This is a genomic window from Lentzea sp. NPDC005914 (genome assembly GCF_040629405.1).
Classification (GTDB): domain Bacteria; phylum Actinomycetota; class Actinomycetes; order Mycobacteriales; family Pseudonocardiaceae; genus Lentzea.
In genome coordinates this window covers 150323-170910 of the sequence record NZ_JBEXVQ010000001.1, presented here as the reverse complement: position 1 = coordinate 170910, position 20588 = coordinate 150323, and the positions used below count along the sequence as shown (strand labels likewise).

The following is a 20588-nucleotide window of genomic DNA, read 5'->3' as shown; positions in this document are numbered from 1 at the left end:
GCGCCCCGACACGGTCGTCGGGGCGCAGCCGGTCACCTTCGGCGCGGGGGTGATCGCCGCCTACCTCACAGGGTCAGGCTCCAGGTGTCGATCGTGCCGACGTCCGCCGTCGCCGCGTCCCTGACCTGCAGCTTCCACGTCCCGTTGCGGGCTTCGGAGGACAGGTCGACGGTGAAGGTCTGGTCGATGTCGTCCGCGCTGCCACCCGAGCGGTTGCTCAGCGAGTACGACGACCCGTCCGGCGCGATCAGGTCCACGACCAGGTCACCGCGGTAGGTGTGCTTGATGTGCACCTCGACCTTGCTGGACGCCGAAGCGTTGCCGCTGCAGCCCGCCACCGTGATCGACGACGACACGGTCGAGTTGTCCGGGATCGCCACGTCGGTGCCGTTGGTCTGCGTGCCGCACGAGGCCGCGCCGACCGTCCACGTGAACGTTGCGCTGCCCGAACCACCGGCGGTCGCGGTCGCCGTCGCGGTCACGTTGTAAGTGCCCGCAACGGAAGCCGTGCCGGTGATCAGTCCGGACGAACTGATCGACAGACCGGTCGGCAACCCGGTCATCGACCACGTGTACGGCGCGGTGCCGCCAGAGGCCGACAGCTGCAGGCTGACCGACCCGTTCAGCGCCGTGGTCTGCGCGCCGGGGTTGGTCACGGAGACGCCCGGAACACCACCGGAGTTGGTGCGCAGCAACAGGTTCGCCGAGTTGGCACCGGGGTTGGTCACCTTGTTCGGCGTCGCGGCCGCCACGATCGCGGCCTGCACCTCGGCCGGCGTCTTGGAGGGGTTGTCCGCCAGGTACAACGCCGCCGCGCCCGCAACGTGCGGGGACGCCATCGACGTGCCGCTCATCGTGGCCGAGCCGGTGTTGTTGTTGTAGGACGCGGAAATGATGTCCTGTCCGGGAGCGAACAGGTCGCTGCACGTGCCGAACGAGGAGAACGACGCGCGGGCGTCGGTGCGAGCGGTCGCCATCACGTTGATCGTCTCGGTGACGCGCTGCGGCGAGTACTGGCACGAGTCGTCGTTGAAGTTGCCCGCTGCCACGACGTACGTGACACCACCGCGGATCGACGCGCGCACGGCGTCGTCCAGCACGCGGCTCGGCTCGTTCCTGGTGCCGGTGTAGAGGCTCATGTTCGCGACCGCCGGCAGGACGGCGTTCGCGGTCACCCAGTCCACACCCGCCGCCTCGGTGGCGACAGAGCCGCCACCGGCGCAGTTGAGCACGCGGACCGCCTTGAGCTTCACGTTCTTCGCCACGCCGAACGTCGCGCCGCCAACGGTTCCGGACACGTGGGTGCCGTGACCCATGCAGTCCTTGCCGTTCTGGCCGTCGGTGAACGCGTCGAACCCGAACGTCGCGCGCCCGCCGAAGTCCGTGTGGCTGTAGTTGATGCCGGTGTCGATCACGTACGCGGTGACGTTCGACGCGTCCGTGCTGTAGCTGTACTTGTTGTCCAGCGGCAGATTTGCCTGGTCGACGCGGTCCAGCCCCCACGACGGCGGGTTGGGCTGGTCGGCCAGGACCTGGACGGTCCGGTCCTGCTCCACGTAGGCCACGGCCGGGTCTGCGGCGAGGCGCTTGGCCTGCTTGGCCGACATCGTGGCGGAGAAACCCTTGAACGCGGCGCGGTAGGTGAACCCGATCTTGGCGCCGTACCGTCCCGACAGGTCACCGGCGCGGCCGCCGACCTCCGAGCGGGTCATGGTGTCCTTCAGGACCACGATGTAGCTGTCCTGGACGGCGTTCGGCGCGCTTTCCGCGACGATCGGTCCCTCCGGCTGCGCAACCGCGGCCTGTGGGAGCGCTATCACCGTGCCGACGGCGGCAATCGCCGCCACACCGAGCGTGCGCAGGGTGCGTTGTCTCATCACTGCTCCTTGATCGCAGGGAACCGCGCGCGAACGCGGGCCGGCCCTCGACGGCCCATGCAGGTGCGTTCACACGCGGTTGCGAAACAGCGTTAGTCCGTTATCGGACGTGATGAGTCTTTAGTTGCGACAACGATGAGTACAAGCGACTTTCGTACGGTCCTCAGCCCGCGAGCGCGAAAAGCTCGTCCGGCCGGCCAGACTGCTTCAGCACGGCCAGCGACTGCTTCTCGAGCTGACGGATCCGCTCACGGGTCAGGCCGAGCTCCTCCGCGACCTCCTGGAGCGTGCGCTCACGCCCGTCCTCCAGTCCGAAGCGCAGGCGCATGATCCGGCCCTGCCGCTCGGGCAGCACGTCCAGCAACGACCGGACGCCGTCGGTGAACTCCTGCTGCTCCACCATGTCCGGCGCCGACACGCCGTCCGAGTCCTGGATCAGGTCGCCCAGCACCGAACCGCCGTCGTCACCGACCGGCGTCTCCAGCGAGACGCAGGTGCGGGCGGCGTCGCGAAGATCCTGCACGCGCGTCGGCGAACACTTGGCCTCGGCGGCGATCTCCTCGATCGTCGCCTCGCGGCCCAGTGCGGCCGAGAGCTTCTGCCCGATCTTCTTGAGCTTGTTGACCTCTTCGACGACGTGCACCGGCAGACGGACCGTGCGGGTCTGTTCGGCCAGACCGCGTTCGATCGCCTGACGGATCCACCACATCGCGTAGGTGGAGAACTTGTAGCCCTTGGCGTAGTCGAACTTCTCGACCGCGCGGATCAGGCCGAGGTTGCCTTCCTGGACCACGTCGCCGAACGGCAGGCCGCGGAAGGAGTGCTTCTTCGCGACCGACACGACCAGACGCAGGTTCGCGCGGATCATGTGGTCCTTGGCGCGCTCGCCCTGAGCCGCGATCCTCCGCAGCGAGCGGCGATCACGGGTGGTGTCGCCGATCTGCAGGAGGTGCGCGGCGTAGACACCGGCCTCGATGCGCTTGGCCAGGTCGACCTCCTCGGACGCCGTGAGCAGCGGTGTGCGCCCGACGTCGCGCAGGTACTGGCCGACCGAGTCGGCGTCCTTCTGCCCGGACGCGCGGTTCTTCAGATCTGCAGGCATGACAAATCCCCCCGTTTCCGTTGGCAGGAGTGGCAGCTGGAACTAGCTGCACGTGGTGTAACGGTTCAGTGGTCCATTTCATTCCGCGGTTTCGCCTGTGACGTCAGCCTCATTCATCCGCGACTTCGCCTGAGACCTCAGCCTCACCTGCGTGATCGCGTGGTGCTCCACCGCCAGGACCTCGATCTCCCAGCCGGACACCTCGACCACGTCACCAGGTTCTTCCGGGATGCGGCCGAGCAGCACCAGCACCAGACCGGCGATCGTCGCGTACGACCCAGGCGGTCCCGTCAGCTCGACGCCCACGTCCACCAGGTCGTGCACCGGGAACGTGCCCGGCAGCTCGATCGACCCGTCGGCCTCGGCCTTGATGGCCACCACGTCCGAGTCGGTCTCGTCGTAGATCTCACCGACGACCTCCTCGAGCAGGTCCTCCAGCGTCACGATGCCGTCGACGGCGCCGTGCTCGTCGACCACCAGCGCCAACTGCTCGCGCTCGGCTTTCATGCGCCGCAACGCGTCCGTCACGCGCAGCGAGTCCGGCAGGAACATCGGCGCGCGACCGACTTCGGACAACCGCCGCTCATCGTCGAGCAGGTCCCGCAGGTGCACCACCCCGACCACGTCGTCGAGGTGACCGTCCTTCGTCACCGGCGCCCGCGAATGTCCGGACCTCGCCAGGATTTCCCGCGCGGCGGGGATGGTCAAACCTTCCTCCAGCACTGTGACCGACATCCGCGGCACCAGGACCTCGCGCAACCGTCGTTCGTGGATCTCCAGCGCGCCGGTCATGATCGTGCGCTGTTCCGGGTTCAGATGCTGTTGCACCTCAACGAGATCACGCAGCTCCTCCGGCGACATCTGTTCTTCGTCGACGTCCGGGTCGCCGCCGAAGATCCGCACCACGAGGTCGGTCGACTTGCTGAGCAACCACACCGCCGGCCTGGACACGGTGGACAGGAGGTCGAGCGGACGCGCGATGATCTTCGCCCAGTGCACCGCGTACTGCATCGCCAGCCGCTTCGGCGCCAGTTCCCCGAACACCAGCGTGAAAAACGTGAGAACTATCGTCACCAGCGCGATCGCGACCCCGTCGGCGGCACCGTCGAGAAACCCGAACAGCGGTACGAGCGGCTGCGCCAGCGAGACCGCCGCGGTGGCCGAAGCGAGGAACCCGGACAGCGTGATGCCGATCTGGATCGTCGCGAAAAACCTGTTCGGATCACGTGCGAGGCGGACGAGCGTGCGGTGCCCGTCGCGTTCCAGCGAACGCAGCTGACCCTCGCGCAACGACACCAAAGCCATCTCGCTGCCCGCGAAAGCCGCGTTGACCAACACCAGGACCGCGACCAGCGCGAGGTTGAAGCCGTACCCATCCACACGTTTGGGGTAGCACGTTGGGTGGTAATTCGCACCCTGACGGCCATCTTGAGCAGCCAGGAGGGCTTGAACCCGAACGAGGTGGGGATCCAGATGGACACTCCAGAGGTGCTCAGCGCCTCAGTGAGGACACAGCACACCCTGCCGGAGGATCAGCCTGATCTCGCGGCCATGCGGGCGTGGGTCGGCACGCTGGTGAGAGACCTACCTGACGACGTCAGGCTCGACGTGCTGCTCGTGTGCACAGAACTGGCCAGCAACGCCTACGAACACGCGATCGGTCCACGGGTCTTGCGGGTGCGACGGCACGATGACGTCATACGGGTCGAGGTCGAAGACCACACACCGGCGGACCTTCCGCATCTGGGTGAGTCACGGCTCGGAAGTTCACGAGGCCGGGGGCTGATGCTGATCGCCGCGCTGTCCCGGTGCTGGGGCACGCGGGAGATGGTGGGCGGCAAGACGGTCTGGGCCGAAGTCAGCGCATAGTTCGTCTGTGCGTTTCGCACAGAAATGTCGTGACACGGCACGGATGGGTTCTGCGGAGAGTTTCTTCGACTCTCGATGCATGACAACTTCGCAGACGCCGTCCGCAGCCGGAACAACACTGGTGCGGACCTTGGTCGATCGCTGGCCGATGGTGCTCGCACTGGTGGTGTCGTTCGACTTCTGGGAAGCACCGCTGGTGCCTCCCGTTTGGACGCTCCTGCTGTGCCAGGCGGCCTATCTCCTGTGGGGCTGGCGGGCGCCGCGGGTGCAGCTCGCGGTGTTCAGCCTGTACGCGGCGCTGGCCGTCGTGGTGATCATGGCGTCGCCTCGCGCCGGAGTCCTGATGATCGCGCTCGGGTGGGGCGCACACGCCGTGTGGGATCTCGTGCACCACCTCCGCAACGCTGTCGTGCCGCGGTGGTGGTCGGAGTTCTGCGGTGTGTTCGACCTGGTCATCGCCGTCACGATCCTGCTGAAGTGGTTCTAGGCTGATGGCGATGAACGATCTTCCGCACACCGCGCTGCGCGGCACCCTGCACCTGCTGTGGGTGGCCACGCTCGCCGTGCCGCTGATGTCGGTGCTGCGCGAGCCGTCCGCCACCCGCTGGCTCGGGGTACTGGGCCTGCTGATCGTGGCCGTGGCGTACGCGGTGGCGCTGCGGGAGGCCAAGCTGTGGGTGCTCGTGGCCGCGACCCTCGTGTCGATCCCGCTGGTGGCACCGGTCGGGCCGGACGAGCTGTCGACGTGGGCGTGGATCGGCGGCGGCGCGGCCGGGTTCGCCCCGCTGCTGCTCAGTGGCGTCTGGCGGTGGATGGCCGCTCTCGGCGCGGTGGTGCTGTCGGGGCTGGTCGGGTTCTTCGTGACCCGTGACCACACGACGTACCAGATGATCGCGGCCGCGGTGGGACTGACGATCGTCGCGATGGCCGGGCTGCCGATGTGGTTCGCCGGACTGCTGGCGCAGGCACGGGCCGGGCGCGAGGCACGGGCGGAGCTGGCGGTCAGCGAGGAACGGCTGCGGTTCGCCCGTGACGTCCACGACCTGCTCGGGCACCGGCTCACCGTGATCGCGCTGAAGGCCGAACTGGCCGGGCGGCTGGTGTCGTCGGATCCCGAACAGGCGGCTTCGGAGGCGTTCGAGGCCCAGCGGCTCGCGTCCTCGGCGCTGGAGGAGATCCGGGACGCCGTGCACGGCTACCGCTCGGTCGACTTCCCCGAGCAGCTCGAAGCGGTGCGGAACGTGCTCCAGGAGGCCGGCATCCGCTGCACCGTTTCGGACGTCCCCGTCGAGGGCGAGGGCGCCACCCAGCTCGCGCTGGCGTTGCGGGAGGCGTGCACCAACGTCCTGCGTCACAGCCACGCGACGTGGTGCATGATCGACATCAAGCGCGAGGACGGGGAGGTGCGGATGACCGTCACGAACGACGGCAACGAGAAGCCGTCCGGCGAGGGCAACGGCATCCGGGGCATGAGCGAACGACTGGCAGCGGTCGGCGGCCAGGTGACCGTCGAGCGCTCCGCCGACGTGTTCACCCTGGAGGTCGTGGTGCCCGCGTGATCAGAGTTCTGCTGGCCGACGACGAGGAGCTCATCCGCGACGCACTCGCGGCACTGCTCGACCTGGAACCGGACCTCGAGGTGGTGGCACGAGCCGGAGACGGCCGAGCCGCCGTCGAGGCCGCGCGGGCCCACCGCCCGGACGTGGCCGTCGTGGACCTGCAGATGCCCGAGCTGGACGGCCTGGAGGTGACCGAGGAGCTGGCGCGCGTGCTGCCGTCGTGCGCGGTCGTGATCCTGACCGGTCGTGGCCGTCCACCACACCTGCAGCAGGCGCTGCACGCGGGCGCGAAGGGCTTCCTGCCCAAGGGATCTCCCGGCGGCACGCTGGCCGACGTGATCCGCCGCGTGCACGGCGGTTCGCGCTGGGTCGACCCCGCACTGGCCGCCGACGCGCTGGCCGCTCCCCCGTGCCCGCTGACCCAGCGCGAGCTCGAAGTGTTGCGGCTGACCGAGTTCGGCACACCGGTCGCCGAGATCGCCTCCCGCACATCGCTGTCCGCTGGGACCGTGCGCAACCACCTGTCGGCCGCCGTGGCCAAGCTGGGGGTGGCTCACCGGGCCGAGGCCTTCCAGTTGGCGCACGAACACGGGTGGCTTTGAGGTTGCGACCGCCGAGCGGTTCGGGGTGCCCGTTGTGGACTTCCGCGCTGGGTCGGCGGCCTCGTGCCCACTGACCCAGCGCGAGCTCGAGGTGTTGCGGCTGACCGAGTTCGGCACACCGGTCACGGAGATCGCGTCCCGCACATCGCTGTCCGCCGGGACCGTGCGCAACCATCTGTCGGCCGCCGACCGCATCGTGCGGCCCGGGGTGGTTCAGTTCGAGGTCAGCACGTCGAACGCGTGCTTGCGGTGTTCCGCGAACAACTTCAGCGCACCGTCCACATTGGCCAGTCGCAGCGCCGCCACCAGGTCGCGGTGCTCGTGGCGGATCTGTTCCAGGTAGCCGTCGGTGCTGACGTTGACGCGCGTGATCAGGAACAGGTGCACCTGCGACCGGATCGCCTCCCACGCCTGAAGCAGCCGTGAGTGGTGCGCGGCGGCGTACACGGCGTCGTGGAACGCGATGTCGCAGCGCACCATCTCGTGCGGCGTCTCGGCGCGGTCCATCGAGGCGGCGATCTTCTCGATCGACGACAGGTCCGCGTCCGTCGCCTGGTCCACCACCTGGCGCACGGCCAGGACCTCCAGGGCACCGCGCAGGCTGTCGAGCTCGGCCACGTCCTGCGCTGACAACGCCGTCACCGTCGCGCCCCGGTGCCACTCGGTGTGGACGATGCCCTCGCGTTCGAGCTTCTGCAGCGCCTCGCGAACCGGGCCTCGACTGACCTCCAGAGCCTCCGACAGCTCCACCTCGCGCAGTGCCTCTCCCGGCGCGTACCGGCCGTCGAAGATCGCCTCGCGGATCGCGTCGGCCACCTCAGTGCTCAGACCCCGGCGGCGGGCAGGCCCCATCTTCGTCATGACGCAATGTTAACAAGCGCATTGTTAACAAGGACACAAGACGCAGCTGCCTCAGCTTGTCGCAATGTTAACATTCCTACATGCCTAACATCCCTCGCTTCCACCTCGCCATGCCGGTCGACGACCTCGACGCCGCCCGCCGCTTCTACGGCGAGACGCTCGGCCTCGAACAGGGCCGCAGCTCCGACACGTGGATCGACTGGAACCTGCACGGCCACCAGTTCGTCACGCACCTGGCGCCCCAGGAGTCGGCACAGAAGGCCGATCGGGTCCACAACCCCGTCGACGGCCACGACGTGCCGGTCCCCCACTTCGGCCTGGTCCTGACCGTCGGCGAGTTCGAGAAGCTGGCCGGAAAGCTCCAGGAGGCGGGCACGAAGTTCGTCATCGAGCCGTACGTGCGGTTCAAGGGTGAACCAGGCGAGCAGTGGACGATGTTCCTGCTGGACCCGGCCGGCAACGCGCTGGAGTTCAAGGCGTTCGCGGACGACTCCCAGGTGTTCGCGGTCTGACGACCCCAGGGCGTTCGCGGCCTGACGACCCTCATGCGCCCACGGTCCCAGGTGTTCGCGATCTAAAGCCCACCTAAAAATCTTGCACAACGCGCAAGTTTCGGTAGCGTGGAGGTGACCCCGAGCCACGACCCGGTCACACCGGGTCAGACAGGGAGAAGGCCACCATGACCACGGCAGAGCGGCAGCGCAGCGCTCAGGAGCTCATCCGTCCGCCACTGCCCGCCGAGCTCACGAAGCGCGGCGAGTGCCCGTTCGACCCGGCCGGCGGGCTGACCGAGTTGAGCGGGCAGGGGCGGATTCACCGCATCGACCACAACGGCGAGTCCGTCTGGCTCGTCACCGGGCACGACGAGGCGCGGGCGGTGCTCTCCGACCCGCGGATGAGCTCGGACCGGATCAACAGCCCGCGGGCGCGCAGGCTCATCTCGCCCGAGCTGCACGCGAAGATGTTCCCGCCGGAGCGGCAGGCCGGGTCGTTCATCTTCATGGACGCGCCCGAGCACACCCGCTACCGCAGGCTGCTGACCGGCCAGTTCACCGTGCGGCGGATGCGGGACCTGACGCCGCGCATCCACGAGATCGTCACCGCCCAGCTCGACGCGATGATCGAGAAAGGCCCGCCGGCGGACTTGGTGCGCGACTTCGCGTTGCCGGTGCCGTCACTGGTCATCTGCGAGCTGCTGGGCGTCGACTACGGCGACCGCGAGGAGTTCCAGCAGCGCACCGCCAAGCTGCTCAGCCTCAAGACGACGATCGACGAGCAGATCGAGGTGGGCACCGCGCTGCGGATGTTCATGCTGGGACTCGTGCGGGACAAGCAGCGCGATCCTGGCGACGACCTGCTGTCCGGCCTGGTCCGCGACACCGACCTGAACGAGCTGGAGCTCGCGGGCATCGCGAACCTGCTGCTCATCGCGGGCCACGAGACGACGGCGAACATGCTCGCGCTCGGCACGTTCGCGCTGCTCGAGCACCCGGAGGAGTTCACGAAGCTCCGCGAGCACCCCGAGCTGACCGAGAACGCGGTCGAGGAGCTGCTGCGCTACCTGTCGATCATCTCCATGGGCGTCTCGCGGCACGCGAAGGCGGACGTCGAGATCGGCGGCACCACCATCCGCGAGGGCGAGACCGTCGTGGTGTCGGTGCCGGCGGTCAACCGCGACGAGAGCCAGTACTCGGAGCCGCACGAGCTGCGCGTCGACCGTCCGCGCGGGCACCACGTGGCGTTCGGGCACGGCATCCACCAGTGCCTCGGTCAGCAGCTGGCCCGCGTCGAGATGACGGTGGCCTTCGCCGAGCTGCTGCGCAGGCTGCCCACCCTGAAGCTGGCCGTGCCCGCGGACGAAGTGCCGTTGCGCACCGACATGTCGATCTACGGCGTGCACTCGCTGCCAGTTACCTGGTGAAACCGGCGCCGAGCTGGTCGATCATCTTCCCGACCAGCTCGGCCGCCGTGTACTTCTCGGACGCGGACGGCGTGTCCAGCCACCACTGCACGACCGCGCGCAACGTCGCCAGGATCGTGGAGGCCGCGACCGCCGGGTACGGGTCCACCGAGGCGTCGAGCCCGCACCGGTCCGCGATCACCGCGGTCAGCTCCTGCTCACGGGCGGAGTAGGCGGCGAACACGTGCGGCAGCAGCGCCGGGTGCCGTCGCAGCTCGCGCGACTGACGAAGGCGCTCCAGGTCGACGTACTGCGGGTAGATCGACTTCAACGCCCCGCGCAACGCGACCAGCACCGGCTCGTCCGGCGGCCGGGCCGCGAAGGCCCGCACGAACGTCTCGGCCGTCTGCCGGTCGCCGGCCATGACCGCTTCCTCTTTCGAGGGGAAGTAGTTGAAGAACGTCCGCAGTGACACCCCGGCGGCCCGCGCGACCTGCTCGACCGTCACCCCGTCGTAGCCGCGCTCGACGCACAGGCTCCACGCGGCTTCCCCCAGTGCCGCCTTGGTCGCCGCTTTCTTGCGTTCGCGCAGGCCTGTCATGGCGCACAGGTTAATGCGCTGGTCCCGAACGCACGTGCTGAGACGCCCGGTACCGGAAATTGGTTTAGACCTTGCCACCTGGTGATCATCTCACTACGGTCCGTGAGAACGCTCTCACAGACCCCACGGAGGATCGGGTGCGTCTACTCGGAGTCGTCGTCCTGGCCGGTGCCCTGCTCACCACCGGACAGGCACATGCCTCTCCCCCACGAGCGGAGAACGCGCCCACCGTCACCCTCATCACGGGCGACCAGGTGCTCACCGGCCAGCGCGCCGTCAAACCGGCGCCGGGCCGCGAGCACGTCCTGTTCACCACCTACACCGCCCAGGGCCACGAGTACGTGGTGCCGCACGACGCCGTGCCGATGATCGCGGACGGCCGTCTCGACGAGCGCCTGTTCGACGTCACCGAGCTCGCCACGTACGGCGGCGCCCTGCCAGTGATCGTCACCTACCCCGCGGGCATCCTCAGCGCGCAGTCCGGCCTCCAACTGCACAGCATCAACGGCGTGGCCTTCGACGCCGCCAAGACGCCACTGCTGGGCGGCCTGTCGACCTCCGGCGCGCGGAAGATCTGGCTCGACGCCAAGCGCAAGGCGAACCTCGACCGCAGCGTCGTCCAGATCAACGCCCCCGCGGCGTACGAGGCGGGCTTCACCGGAAAGGGCGTCACGGTCGCCGTCCTCGACACGGGCGTCGACAACACCCACCCGGACTTGAAGGACCGCGAGATCGGCGAGCGCAACTTCACGAGCTCCCCGGACGCGGGCGATCACTACGGCCACGGCACGCACGTCGCGTCGATCATCGCAGGCACCGCCGCGAAGAGCGGTGGCAAGTACCACGGCGTCGCACCGGGCGCGAGCATCCTCGATGTGAAGGTGCTGGGAGACAACGGTTCCGGCCAGGACAGCGGCATCATCGCCGGCATGGAGTGGGCGGTCGAACAGGGCGCCCAGATCATCAACATGAGCCTCGGCGGCTACGACACCCCCGAGATCGAGCCCCTCGAGGAGGCCGTCAACCGGCTGTCCGCCGAGAAGGGCACGCTGTTCGTGATCGCGGCCGGCAACAGCGGCCCGAACGCGAGCACCATCGGCTCCCCCGGCACCGCCGACGCGGCGCTGACCGTCGGCGCTGTCGACCACGAGAACCGGATCGCGGACTTCTCGAGCCGCGGCCCGACCAAGGCCGGCACGCTCAAGCCCGACCTCACCGCGCCGGGCGTGGGCATCGTCGCCGCCCTGCACTCCGACGGCAGGATCGGCCCGCCGGTGGTCGAGGGCTACACCTCGCTGGACGGCACCTCGATGGCCACCCCGCACGTCGCGGGCGCGGCAGCACTTCTGCGCCAGCAACACCCGGAACTCAAGGGCAGCGAGCTCAAGGCCCGTCTCACCGGCAGCACCACGCCGACCGCGAAGCTGACCCCGTTCGAGCAGGGCTCCGGCCGCGTCGACGTCGCCAAGCTGATCAAGCAGAACGTGACGTCCTCACCGACCAGCCTCAGCTTCGGCTCGCACCAGTGGCCGCACACCGGCTCACCGGCGCTCACCAAGGAGATCACCTACTCCAACGCGGGCTCCGAGCCGGTCACCCTCGGCCTCACCACCGAGACGAACGGCTCGCTGTTCACCGTCTCGCCCGCCCGGCTGACCGTGCCCGCGGGTGGTTCCGCCACCGCCACGGTCACCGCGGACATCGCCCAGCAGCCGGGCGGTGGCGTCATGGGCGGCGCGATCGTCGCAAGTGGACTGCGCACCGCCGTCGTGGTCGACCTGGAGACCGAGAGCTACGACGTCAAGATCACCGGCACCGAACGGTCCGGCGCCTCGACCACCTCGACGTTCGCGTTTCTGATCAACGTCGACACCGGCGCCCGCGTGTGGCCCAGCTCCGAGACGGGCGTGGCACGCCTCGCCAAGGGCCGCTACATCCTCAACGGCAGCGTCATGTCGTCGTCCGGCGCCTACACCCACGACGTCGTCAACTACCCGAACCTGACCATCACCGGCGCGACGACCATCAACCTCAACGCGCGCCAGGCCAGGCCGGTCCAGGTGAAGCTGCCCGTCACCGCGCAACTCTCGTTGCTGCAGACCGGTTTCGAGCGGGTCGTCAACGGCACCGCCTACACCATCGGCAACTTCTCCGTCGGTGGCGTGATCGACCATCTCGGCGTCGCGAGCCTCGGCCCGGACTCTCCCGAGGTCACCGGCAAGACCGCCACGTTCTGGACCGCCGGCGCCGACTTCTACGGCCTCGCCTGGTACCAGAAGGGCCACGCGCCGAACGGCCTGACCAAGACCATCACCAGCAAGGACCTCGCCACCGTCAAGGTCGCCATGCCCGCCCTGAAGCCCGGCGAGAACGCCACGATCGGCCACACCTCGTCACCCGAGGGCCGCGCCGACTGGGGCTACGGCTCGCTGGACAACCTGGCCACCGGCCCGCGCACCGAGTACTACGGCGGCGAGGGCGGTGACTGGTCGCGCAGGTTCAACCTGTTCAACGAGAACGGATTCGCCAGCTCCCTCGTCACTCCCCTGCGGCACTACAAGCCGGGCAGGTCCTATGTGGAACAGCTCAACCACGCGGTGTTCGGCCCGGCGTTGCCCGAGACTCGCGACATCCCGCACACGTTCCGCACCGGCGACCTGATGCGCGTCACGGTTCCCCTGTTCGGCGACAACGCGGGCAACGAGGGCTACAGCCCTGTCACCTCCGCGCTCACCACGGTGTACCGCGACAACGTCAAGGCCTGCGAGACGGCGGAGGCGGGCTGGTGCCTGGCCGACGTCCAGCCCGGCGCCGCGAACTACCGCGTCGAGACCACGGCTACCCGTGACACCTCGTTGAGCACCAAGGTGTCCGGCGTCTGGACGTTCCGCAGCGACACAACACCGCGCCAGACCGCCCTGCCGCTGAGCGTCATCCGCTACACCCCGCAACTCGACGACGAAGGCTTCTCCGCGGCCGGCCGCATGATCGCCGTCCCGATCTCGACCCAGTCGCAGACCGGCTCGGTGCGCATCACGTCCGTCGAGGTCTCCTACGACGGCGGCACCACGTGGCGCCACACGCCCATGAGCAGTGGTCGCGTGCTGCTCGCCCACCCGCAGAACGCGAAGTCGGTCTCCTTGCGCGCCAAGGCGTCCGGCTACGGCCAGACCGTGGAGCAGACCATCCTCAACGCCTACCTGCTCCGCTGATGGGCCAGCTACGTTTTCACCCGAACGAGCAGGTTCGTGGACTGAGGCCAAGCTCTAGCTTCGAACGCATGACTTCCATACCCTCCACCGCTTACAGCAGGGACCTGGGCGACGAGCTGCGCCGGTTGCGCGAGACCTGCACCGGGCTGAACGGCAACGCGCTCGCCATCAAGCTCGGCTGGGACCCCAGCAAGGTGTCCACCATAGAGCACGGCAAAGCGCGCGCGAGTGAGATCGCCCTGGTCCAGTACATCTCGATGTGCGGAAAGGACATCGACTTCTACGAAGAGTTCAAGCAGCGCTACCGATACGCGTTCGACGAGTACATCGTCCAGGTGAACGGAAACCTGCGCACCGTCGCGATGGCTGAGTCGACGGCAACGATGATCACGAGTTACTCGCCGCAGTCCGTGCCGGGTTTGGTGCAGACGCCGGAGTACGCCGACGGCATCTACCGGATGACCGGCATGGTCACCGAGGAGCGCATCCCCGACCTCGTCCAGTTCCGGAACGACCGTCAGGCGATCCTGCGGCGGCACAATCGGCCGACTTGCTTGTTCTACGTCCATGAGCATGCGTTGGAGCTGCAGGTCGGCAACAGCCAGATCATGAAGGACCAGTACGCGCGGATGCTGCACAAGACGCACACCATCCGGATCGTGCCCGCGGACGCTCCGCTGGCCGCATCGGGCTGTGTGCTGTGGGAATTCGAGAAGGCGCACCCCGTCGCCTTTAGCGAGACCGATCTGACGCACGTGTTCGTGCAGGATCTGGGCGCCATCGCACGGACCAGGCTCCTCTTCGACCGTCTGGATCAGGTCGCGATGGATGCGGAACAATCGCGGAGCATGCTGACGGAGTACGTCGGCGCACCGCGAGAGGAACCTGATGATGCAGGACCGCACCTGGCGTAAGAGCAGCTACAGCAACGGGACGGAAGAGGGTGAGTGCGTCGAGGTGTCGCTTGGCCTCGACGCACTGGTGAGGGACTCGAAGAACGCGGGCGGCGACGTGCTCGCGTTCTCGACCCCGGCATGGCGTGCGCTGGTCAGCTGGCTACATCCGGTCCAGTAAGCGAGACCGCGCGACTTCCAGGTGAGCGGCCATGGCCGCGCTGGCCGCCACCTCGTCGCGAGCGATCAGCGCGTCCACGATCGCGCGGTGTTCGGTGATGGTCTGCACCCCGAACGGCTGCTGGAAGTTCAGCCGGAACAGGTGCAGGTGGCAGTGCGTCTTGGCGAACGACTGGAGCACGGCCTCGTTTCCGGCGATGCGCAGGATGAGCTCGTGCAGTCGTTGGTCGTGAGCGGTCAGGTTCTTGTAGTCGTCGTAGGCGTTATCGGCAGGAGCAGCCGGGCAGGTCGCCAGCTCCTCCTCGATGAGCCGGATGTTCTCAGGGGTCATACGGCCTGCCGCCAGAGCCGCAGAGGGCGGCTCCAGCAGCAGTCGCAGCGCGTACAGGTCGTCGACCTGCTTGCGGTTCAGCAGGTCCGTCACGCGGTAGCCGCGCAACGGGAGCCTGCTGACCAGCTCTTCTGACTCGAGGCGGGCCAGGGCCTCCCGGACCGGCGTTGGGGACACCTCGAGCTGGCGCGCCAGCTCGTCGATGTTGACTCGGGCGCCCGGTTTCATGCCGTCGCTCATGATCAGCGCGCGGATCTGCTCGTAGACGTCATCCGCGAGCACGCGCCTGGTCGGTATCCGCAACACCACTCCTGGGCTCCTGTTCAGTTCTTGGCCAGTATCTCCTGAGAGACGCGTTCCATCTCGGCGAACACGTCATCCTGCCGCTGTCCGCCGAAGTAGGCCTCCATGAGGGGCTGTTCGGCCGACTGCACCGCGGAGCCGTTGGCGTAGGCGCTGGACGGGTAGAGCACGCCGTCCTTCACGTACTGGTTGTAGACCGAGAGGTCGACGCCCTGCGACTTCATCGAGGTGACGGTGTTGTCCATGGCGGCGGGAATCGACGGGAAGAACGTACCGGTGGCGCCCGCCTTGGTCTGGCACTCCTCGCTGCCCATGTAGCTGACCCACTTCCAGGTCAGGTCCGGGTTCCTGGTGCCCGCCCAGATGTTGTTGCCGTTGGAGTTGGAGAGCACCGAACGCTTGCCGTTCGGGCCCAGAGGCGTCGGCGCGATGCCCACGGGCACGCCGGGGATCTTGCCGAACGACGGCGCGGACCAGGAGCCTCCGATGGTCATCGCGGTCTTGCCGGAGCCGACCAGGTCGATGTCGGAGATGGTCGACTGGTTGCCCGTGGTGAACGTGCCCAGCTTCGGGGAGAAGCCCTTCTCGGTCAGCGCCGTCACCCACTTCATCGTCTTCACGAACCGGGGGTCGGTGTAGTTGAACTTGGTGGGCCACTGGTCCTTGTCGCCCATCTTCCAGCCCAGCGTCGAGACGAGCGGGGCCCACGTGGTCTCGCCGATGAAGCTGCGGCCCGCGATGGCGCCGACGCCGTAGGTGGCGATCGCGTTCTTGTCGAAGCCGGGCTCGTCGCCGCGCTTGCCGTTCTTGTCGACGGTCAGCCGCGCCACGATCTTCTCGAAGGTGCCGCCGTCGTCGGGGTTCCAGGTCATCTTGGCGACGTCGGCCTCGGCGACACCGGCCTTGGTCAGGGCGTCCTTGCTGTAGTAGATGCCGGCGGCGGCCCAGTCGAGCGGCAGGGCGTACTGCTTGCCGTCGGTGAACTTCCAGGTGTCGACGCCGACCGAGTACTTCTTCAGGTCCACCGACGACTTCGCGATGAGGTCGTCCAGGGGCATGAGCTGGTGCTGTCCGGCGTAAGCCTGGAGGAACTGCACGGAGTTCTGGAACGCGTCGGGCGCGGTGCCCGCGACGAAACCGGCGGTGAGCTTGGTGAAGTAGTCGTCGACGTTGTAGCGGGTGATCTTCACGTCGGTGCCGGGGTTGGCGGCCTCGAACGCCTTCTCGCACTCGCCATACGCGACTGCCTGTTTGTCGTCCCAGGTCCACCAGTTCACGGTGTTGCTGCCGGAGCCCGAGTCGGAACTCCCGCAGCCCGCGACCACGAGCGCTGTCACTGCTGCCAAGGCGGCGATTTTCATGGCTTCTCCAGTAGACGGGAACGGAAGGCGTCGAGTGCGATGTCGAGGTCGTCGGAGCCGCCCGCCTCGTGGGCGCTGTGCTCCCAGACCTGGATCTGACGAGGGCCCGCGTAGGCGTGGTAGGCGCCGAACACGGTGGACGGCGGCACGATGTCGTCCATCAGGCCGATCGAGAACCAGGCCGGGGCCACGGCTCGAGCGGCGAACCCCACACCGTCGAAATAGGACAGTGTCGGGAAGATGTCAGAGCGGCGGTTCTCCGCGATGTAGGTCGTGAGCTCGGTGTAGGGCGGCTTGCCGCAGACGTTCAGGGCCCGGCGGAAGTCGCACAGGAACGGTGCCTGCGCGTGCACGGCGGCCAGGTCGGGGACGAGACCCGCGACCGCCAGGGCGATTCCGCCGCCCTGGCTGTTGCCGATCACGGCCACGTCCTTCGAACCCAGCGCTCGTGCGGCGTCGACCGCGCGCACGGCGTCGGTGAACACGCGGCGGTAGAAGTAGGTGTCGCGGTCGGCGATCCCGCGGGTCATGAACCCGGCGCCGCCGCGCTGGTCCCGCACCTCGACCTGCAGGTGCGCGAACCCGGCGCTGGCCCAGGTCAGGTTCTCGACCGCGCTCCCTCGGTTGCTGCCGTAGCCGTGGTACTGCACCACAGCGGGCAGGCCCGAGACACCGCGAGGAGTGCGCAGCCAGGCGCGGATCCGGTCGCCGCCGAAGCCCGAGAACGTCACGTCGTAGACGTCGAGGGTCTGCAACGGCGTGTCGACCGCGATGGCCTCGACCTTGATCGGAAGCGAGCGGGCCTCGGCCAGGGTCGCGTCCCAGAACGAGTCGAAGTCGCCCGGCCGGATGTAGGAACTGCGGTAGTCCCACAGGTCGTCCAGGCCCAGGTCCGTCAGCACGAAATCCTCCCGCGCACGTCCACGACGTCACTCACGACGACCTCGGTGACCTCTCCGCCGATGCTCACCGGCACGACCTCCGAGGCGTCACCGGACAACCGCCGCACCCGCACGAGGACCTCGCCGTCGTCCCAGGTGACGTCGACCGCGAGCCCGCCCCGGCAGCGCAGACCGCGTGCCGAGCCGCGTGACCAGCCCGAAGGCAGCGCGGGCAAGATGTCGATCACGCCCGTGTGGCTCTGCACGACGACTTCCGCGAGTGCCGCGGTGAAGCCGTAGTTGCCGTCGATCTGGAACGGCGGATGCGTGCTGAACAGGTTCGGCAGCAGGCCGCCCCACTCCGAGCCGTCGAACGGCGCGTCGCGGTGCCGGTCGCCGGTGAACGCCTGCGAGGCCTCGGACAGCAGTGACCGCACGGTCTCGCCGTCGCCCAAACGGGCCCGCAGCGCCATCTTCCAGGCCCACGACCAGCCCATCGCGCCGTTGCCGCGCCGGTCCATCGTGGCGATGGCCGCGTCGCCGAGCGGAGTGCCGGCGACGATCTGGCCGAGCGGGTAGACGGACACCATGTGCGACATGTGCCGGTGCGTCGGATCTTGCTCCGGCAGGTCGGAGACCCACTCGCCGATCCGGTCGCCGAACACCGGGACCGGGCGCAGGCGGGGCAGCGCGGCCGTGATCTCCGCGAGCAGCGGATCGACGCGGCCCGAGGCCAGTGCCAGCGCCAGCGTCCGTTCGAACACGGCACGGATCAGCATCACGTCCATGGTCACCGACCACGTCAGCGCCTGAGGCTCGCCGTCGACCAGGAACCAGTTCTCCGGCGAGGTCGACGGACACGTGTCGAGGTAGCCGTCCGGGCCCTCGACCAGCCAGTCGAGGCAGAACTCGGCACAGCCGCGCAGCAACGGCCACGCACGCTCCAAAGTGGACCAGGTGCGGGCGAAGTCGTAGTGGTCCCAGGCGTGCTGGACGAGCCAGGCGCCGCCCATCTGCCAGAGCGCCCAGGACACCGCGCCCTTGCCCATGCCGACCGGCAACGACCAGCCCCACGCGTCGGTGTTGTGGTGGGCCACCCAGCCGCGCGCGCCGTACAGCTCCCGAGCCACCTCGGCGCCCGTCGCGGAGAGCTTCTCCAGCAGTTCCAGCAACGGTTCGTGGCACTCGGCGAGCCCGGTGACCTCGGCCGCCCAGTAGTTCATCTGGGTGTTGATGTTGATCGTGTAGTTGGACGACCAGGCCGGGCGCAGTTCGCCGTTCCAGATGCCCTGCAGGTTCGCGGGCGGCGCACCGGGCCGCGACGACGACACCAGCAGGTAGCGCCCGAACGCGAACAACACCGAGGCGGTCAGCTGTTCGTCCTTACCGGCCAACAACTCCGGCACGTCGACCACGTCCGGCAGATCGCCGAACCGCACGTCACACGCGTCCATCAGCGTCATGTGGTTGCCGCGGCGCTTGCCGGTCCACCGCGACTCGGTCGTGGTGGAACTGGTCAACGTGAGCAGCCAGCGATCACCTTCGTCGATCTTGGCGGTCACCGTTCCGCGCTCGCCGGAGCCGTAGACCGGCGCGTCGACCTGCGGTTCGTGCCTGGGTGCCGAGTCGACCGGGATGTCGATCACGAGGAAGAGCCCGTCCCGCGACACTTCGCGCAACGGTGTCGTCAGTTCGACTTCCAGCGGCACGGCACCGGTGATCTCCACACACAGCGCGGTTTCCGACGCCCAGACCTTCCGGACGACCTCTGCGCCGTCGATGGTCAGCCGCTCGGTGACCACACCCGTGTTCAGGTCCAAGGTGCGGCCATGCGACTCGCCCTCGGGCAGCGTGATCCACAGGTCCACGTACGGCAGGAAGGTCTGGCTGTACGGGCCCTCGAACGACATCAGCAGGTCGGTCGCCCGCTGCAAATCGCCGCCGAAGATCGCCTCACGCACCTCGACGAGTCGCTCAGGACCGGCTCCGGCGGCCAGGACCTCCGCCAGGGCTTTCGAAGGCCCGTCCGCGGTCCCCGACCACACCGTCGCGTCGTTGACCTGCACGCGAGACCGGCCGGCCCCGCCGAACACCATCGCGCCGAGGCGTCCGTTGCCCACGGGCAAGGCCTCGGTCCACTCCGCCGCCTCGGACGGCCACTGCAGTTTCACTTGATCCCCGTGAAGCCGATGGAGTTGACCAGCCGCCGCCCGAAGACCACGAACAGCAGCAGCATCGGCAGCGCCGCGACCAGCGTCGCCGCCATCAGGCCGGCCCAGTCCAGCGACGCCTGCGGTGAGGACTGCTTGAACACCGCGAGCGCGAGGGTGAGCGGGCGGACCGACTCGTCGTTGGTGACGAGCAACGGCCAGAAGTAGTCGTTCCAGGTGGTGATGAACGTCAGCAGCGTCAACGTCGCCATCGGCGCGACGCTCATCGGCAGCACTATTCGGAAGCACACGCGCAACGGCCCGGCGCCGTCGATGATCGCGGCCTCCTCGACCTCGTTGCTGAGCCCGAGCATGAACTGCCGCAGGAAGAAGATGTTGAAGGCGGAGAAGAACGCGCCCGGCAGGATCATGCCGCCGAACGTGTTGAGCAGCCCCAGGTCCTTCATCAGCACGAAGTTCGGCAGCAGCGTGAACACCGACGGCACCATGAGCGCGGTCAGCAGGATGCCGAAGACGACGTCCCGGCCCTTCCACCGCAGCCGGGCGAACGCGTAAGCCGCCAGAGCCGAGAACACGACCGTGCAGAGCGTCAGAAGCCCCGCGTACACAATGGAGTTCCACAAAGCCAGTGCGAGGTCGATCTTGGCACCCGAACCACCCTCGGCAGCGGCTTCGGCGGGCGTCGCTAGACCCAGTGCCCGCTTGAACGGGCCCCACGTGAAGTGCACCGGCAGCAGCGAGGACGGGTCCGTGGACATCGCGAAGTTGTTGGACAGCGCGGTGCGCACGATCCAGTAGAACGGGAAGATCGTTACCAGCAGGACGACGATGATGTGGCCCCAGGCCACGCCTCGGCCGAGTCTCACGGAGAGATTCACCTACAGC

19 protein-coding genes and 1 pseudogene are annotated in these 20588 nt (G+C 68.2%); 10 read left to right on the top strand and 10 right to left on the bottom strand.

All coding sequences use genetic code 11. The features are described from left to right. Window positions 1-65: 65 nt before the first annotated feature. From ABZ345_RS00755 to ABZ345_RS00745, 3 genes are all read right to left on the bottom strand, one after another. A complete protein-coding gene (locus ABZ345_RS00755; protein WP_359841498.1) occupies window positions 66-1877 on the bottom strand; it encodes a S8 family serine peptidase in 1812 nt (603 codons plus the stop codon). Window positions 1878-2040: 163 nt separating this feature from the next. Next, window positions 2041-2979: a sigma-70 family RNA polymerase sigma factor gene (locus ABZ345_RS00750; RefSeq protein ID WP_359841496.1), complete on the bottom strand. Its 939-nt coding sequence runs from the start codon at window positions 2977-2979 to the stop codon at window positions 2041-2043. A 78-nt stretch (window positions 2980-3057) separates the two neighbouring features. Next, window positions 3058-4359: a hemolysin family protein gene (locus tag ABZ345_RS00745; RefSeq protein ID WP_359841494.1), complete on the bottom strand. Its 1302-nt coding sequence runs from the start codon at window positions 4357-4359 to the stop codon at window positions 3058-3060. A 93-nt stretch (window positions 4360-4452) separates the two neighbouring features. Between ABZ345_RS00745 and ABZ345_RS00740 the strand changes: the two genes are divergently transcribed. From ABZ345_RS00740 to ABZ345_RS00720, 5 genes and pseudogenes are all read left to right on the top strand, one after another. Next, entirely contained in the window at window positions 4453-4848 is a 396-nt protein-coding gene (locus tag ABZ345_RS00740) for an ATP-binding protein (protein ID WP_359841492.1), read from the top strand. A 79-nt stretch (window positions 4849-4927) separates the two neighbouring features. Beyond that, entirely contained in the window at window positions 4928-5335 is a 408-nt protein-coding gene (locus ABZ345_RS00735; protein ID WP_359841490.1) for a hypothetical protein, read from the top strand. A gap of 10 nt (window positions 5336-5345) precedes the next feature. Continuing rightward, on the top strand, window positions 5346-6407 hold the full coding sequence (locus ABZ345_RS00730; RefSeq protein ID WP_359841488.1) for a histidine kinase: 1062 nt from the start codon (window positions 5346-5348) through the stop codon (window positions 6405-6407). Next, window positions 6404-7009 carry a response regulator transcription factor gene (locus ABZ345_RS00725; protein ID WP_359841487.1) on the top strand — a complete coding sequence of 202 codons (606 nt, stop codon included), beginning with the start codon at window positions 6404-6406 and terminating at the stop codon, window positions 7007-7009. The genes ABZ345_RS00730 and ABZ345_RS00725 overlap by 4 nt, the downstream gene beginning before the upstream one ends. Window positions 7010-7034: 25 nt before the next feature. Next, window positions 7035-7181 (top strand): annotated as a pseudogene (locus ABZ345_RS00720) (LuxR C-terminal-related transcriptional regulator); the annotation flags it as partial. Between the two features lie 41 nt (window positions 7182-7222). On the opposite strand, the gene ABZ345_RS00715 reads toward ABZ345_RS00720, so the two are convergent. Beyond that, complete coding sequence (locus tag ABZ345_RS00715; protein WP_359841485.1) at window positions 7223-7870, bottom strand: GntR family transcriptional regulator; 648 nt, start codon at window positions 7868-7870, stop codon at window positions 7223-7225. A gap of 80 nt (window positions 7871-7950) precedes the next feature. Between ABZ345_RS00715 and ABZ345_RS00710 the strand changes: the two genes are divergently transcribed. Both ABZ345_RS00710 and ABZ345_RS00705 read left to right on the top strand, forming a co-directional pair. Next, window positions 7951-8382 (top strand): VOC family protein, encoded by a 432-nt coding sequence (locus ABZ345_RS00710; RefSeq protein ID WP_359841483.1) that lies wholly within the window; start codon window positions 7951-7953, stop codon window positions 8380-8382. Window positions 8383-8549: 167 nt separating this feature from the next. Continuing rightward, entirely contained in the window at window positions 8550-9791 is a 1242-nt protein-coding gene (locus ABZ345_RS00705) for a cytochrome P450 (protein WP_359841481.1), read from the top strand. On the opposite strand, the gene ABZ345_RS00700 is transcribed toward ABZ345_RS00705, so the two are convergent. Beyond that, entirely contained in the window at window positions 9781-10371 is a 591-nt protein-coding gene (locus ABZ345_RS00700) for a TetR family transcriptional regulator (RefSeq protein WP_359841479.1), read from the bottom strand. The two genes, ABZ345_RS00705 and ABZ345_RS00700, sit on opposite strands and share 11 nt — an antisense overlap. A 137-nt stretch (window positions 10372-10508) precedes the next feature. Here ABZ345_RS00700 and ABZ345_RS00695 point away from each other — a divergent pair, with 137 nt between their 5' ends. The 3 genes from ABZ345_RS00695 (at window position 10509) to ABZ345_RS00685 (ending at window position 14657) form a co-directional block, all read left to right on the top strand. Continuing rightward, complete coding sequence (locus tag ABZ345_RS00695; RefSeq protein WP_359841477.1) at window positions 10509-13583, top strand: S8 family peptidase; 3075 nt, start codon at window positions 10509-10511, stop codon at window positions 13581-13583. A 68-nt stretch (window positions 13584-13651) separates the two neighbouring features. After that, complete coding sequence (locus tag ABZ345_RS00690) at window positions 13652-14497, top strand: helix-turn-helix transcriptional regulator (protein ID WP_359841475.1); 846 nt, start codon at window positions 13652-13654, stop codon at window positions 14495-14497. Then, window positions 14472-14657: a DUF397 domain-containing protein gene (locus tag ABZ345_RS00685; RefSeq protein ID WP_359841473.1), complete on the top strand. Its 186-nt coding sequence runs from the start codon at window positions 14472-14474 to the stop codon at window positions 14655-14657. Before ABZ345_RS00690 ends, ABZ345_RS00685 begins: the two co-directional genes overlap by 26 nt. Here the strand turns inward: ABZ345_RS00685 and ABZ345_RS00680 are convergent. From ABZ345_RS00680 to ABZ345_RS00660, 5 genes are read right to left on the bottom strand one after another with little or no spacing between them, the layout of a single operon-like run. Beyond that, window positions 14640-15296, bottom strand: coding sequence for a GntR family transcriptional regulator (locus ABZ345_RS00680; RefSeq protein ID WP_359841471.1), 657 nt, complete (start codon window positions 15294-15296; stop codon window positions 14640-14642). The two genes, ABZ345_RS00685 and ABZ345_RS00680, sit on opposite strands and share 18 nt — an antisense overlap. A gap of 14 nt (window positions 15297-15310) precedes the next feature. Next, the gene (locus tag ABZ345_RS00675; protein ID WP_359842226.1) at window positions 15311-16627 is read right to left on the bottom strand and encodes a sugar ABC transporter substrate-binding protein; all 1317 of its coding nucleotides are present in this window, start codon (window positions 16625-16627) and stop codon (window positions 15311-15313) included. A gap of 20 nt (window positions 16628-16647) precedes the next feature. Beyond that, entirely contained in the window at window positions 16648-17553 is a 906-nt protein-coding gene (locus tag ABZ345_RS00670; RefSeq protein ID WP_359841469.1) for an acetylxylan esterase, read from the bottom strand. Next, window positions 17547-19703, bottom strand: a complete 2157-nt coding sequence (locus tag ABZ345_RS00665; RefSeq protein ID WP_359841467.1) for a glycoside hydrolase N-terminal domain-containing protein — start codon at window positions 19701-19703, stop codon at window positions 17547-17549. The genes ABZ345_RS00670 and ABZ345_RS00665 overlap by 7 nt, the downstream gene beginning before the upstream one ends. After that, the gene (locus tag ABZ345_RS00660; RefSeq protein ID WP_359841466.1) at window positions 19700-20581 is read right to left on the bottom strand and encodes a carbohydrate ABC transporter permease; all 882 of its coding nucleotides are present in this window, start codon (window positions 20579-20581) and stop codon (window positions 19700-19702) included. The genes ABZ345_RS00665 and ABZ345_RS00660 overlap by 4 nt, the downstream gene beginning before the upstream one ends. Window positions 20582-20588: the final 7 nt, after the last annotated feature.

Coding starts and splice junctions, on each gene's coding strand:
- ABZ345_RS00690 (WP_359841475.1), top strand. CDS start 13,652: ATGACTTCCATACCCTCCACCGCTTACAGCAGGGACCTGGGCGACGAG.
- ABZ345_RS00710 (WP_359841483.1), top strand. CDS start 7,951: ATGCCTAACATCCCTCGCTTCCACCTCGCCATGCCGGTCGACGACCTC.
- ABZ345_RS00755 (WP_359841498.1), bottom strand. CDS start 1,877: ATGAGACAACGCACCCTGCGCACGCTCGGTGTGGCGGCGATTGCCGCC.
- ABZ345_RS00735 (WP_359841490.1), top strand. CDS start 4,928: ATGACAACTTCGCAGACGCCGTCCGCAGCCGGAACAACACTGGTGCGG.
- ABZ345_RS00685 (WP_359841473.1), top strand. CDS start 14,472: ATGATGCAGGACCGCACCTGGCGTAAGAGCAGCTACAGCAACGGGACG.
- ABZ345_RS00700 (WP_359841479.1), bottom strand. CDS start 10,371: ATGACAGGCCTGCGCGAACGCAAGAAAGCGGCGACCAAGGCGGCACTG.
- ABZ345_RS00730 (WP_359841488.1), top strand. CDS start 5,346: ATGAACGATCTTCCGCACACCGCGCTGCGCGGCACCCTGCACCTGCTG.
- ABZ345_RS00740 (WP_359841492.1), top strand. CDS start 4,453: ATGGACACTCCAGAGGTGCTCAGCGCCTCAGTGAGGACACAGCACACC.
- ABZ345_RS00715 (WP_359841485.1), bottom strand. CDS start 7,870: ATGACGAAGATGGGGCCTGCCCGCCGCCGGGGTCTGAGCACTGAGGTG.
- ABZ345_RS00750 (WP_359841496.1), bottom strand. CDS start 2,979: ATGCCTGCAGATCTGAAGAACCGCGCGTCCGGGCAGAAGGACGCCGAC.
- ABZ345_RS00705 (WP_359841481.1), top strand. CDS start 8,550: ATGACCACGGCAGAGCGGCAGCGCAGCGCTCAGGAGCTCATCCGTCCG.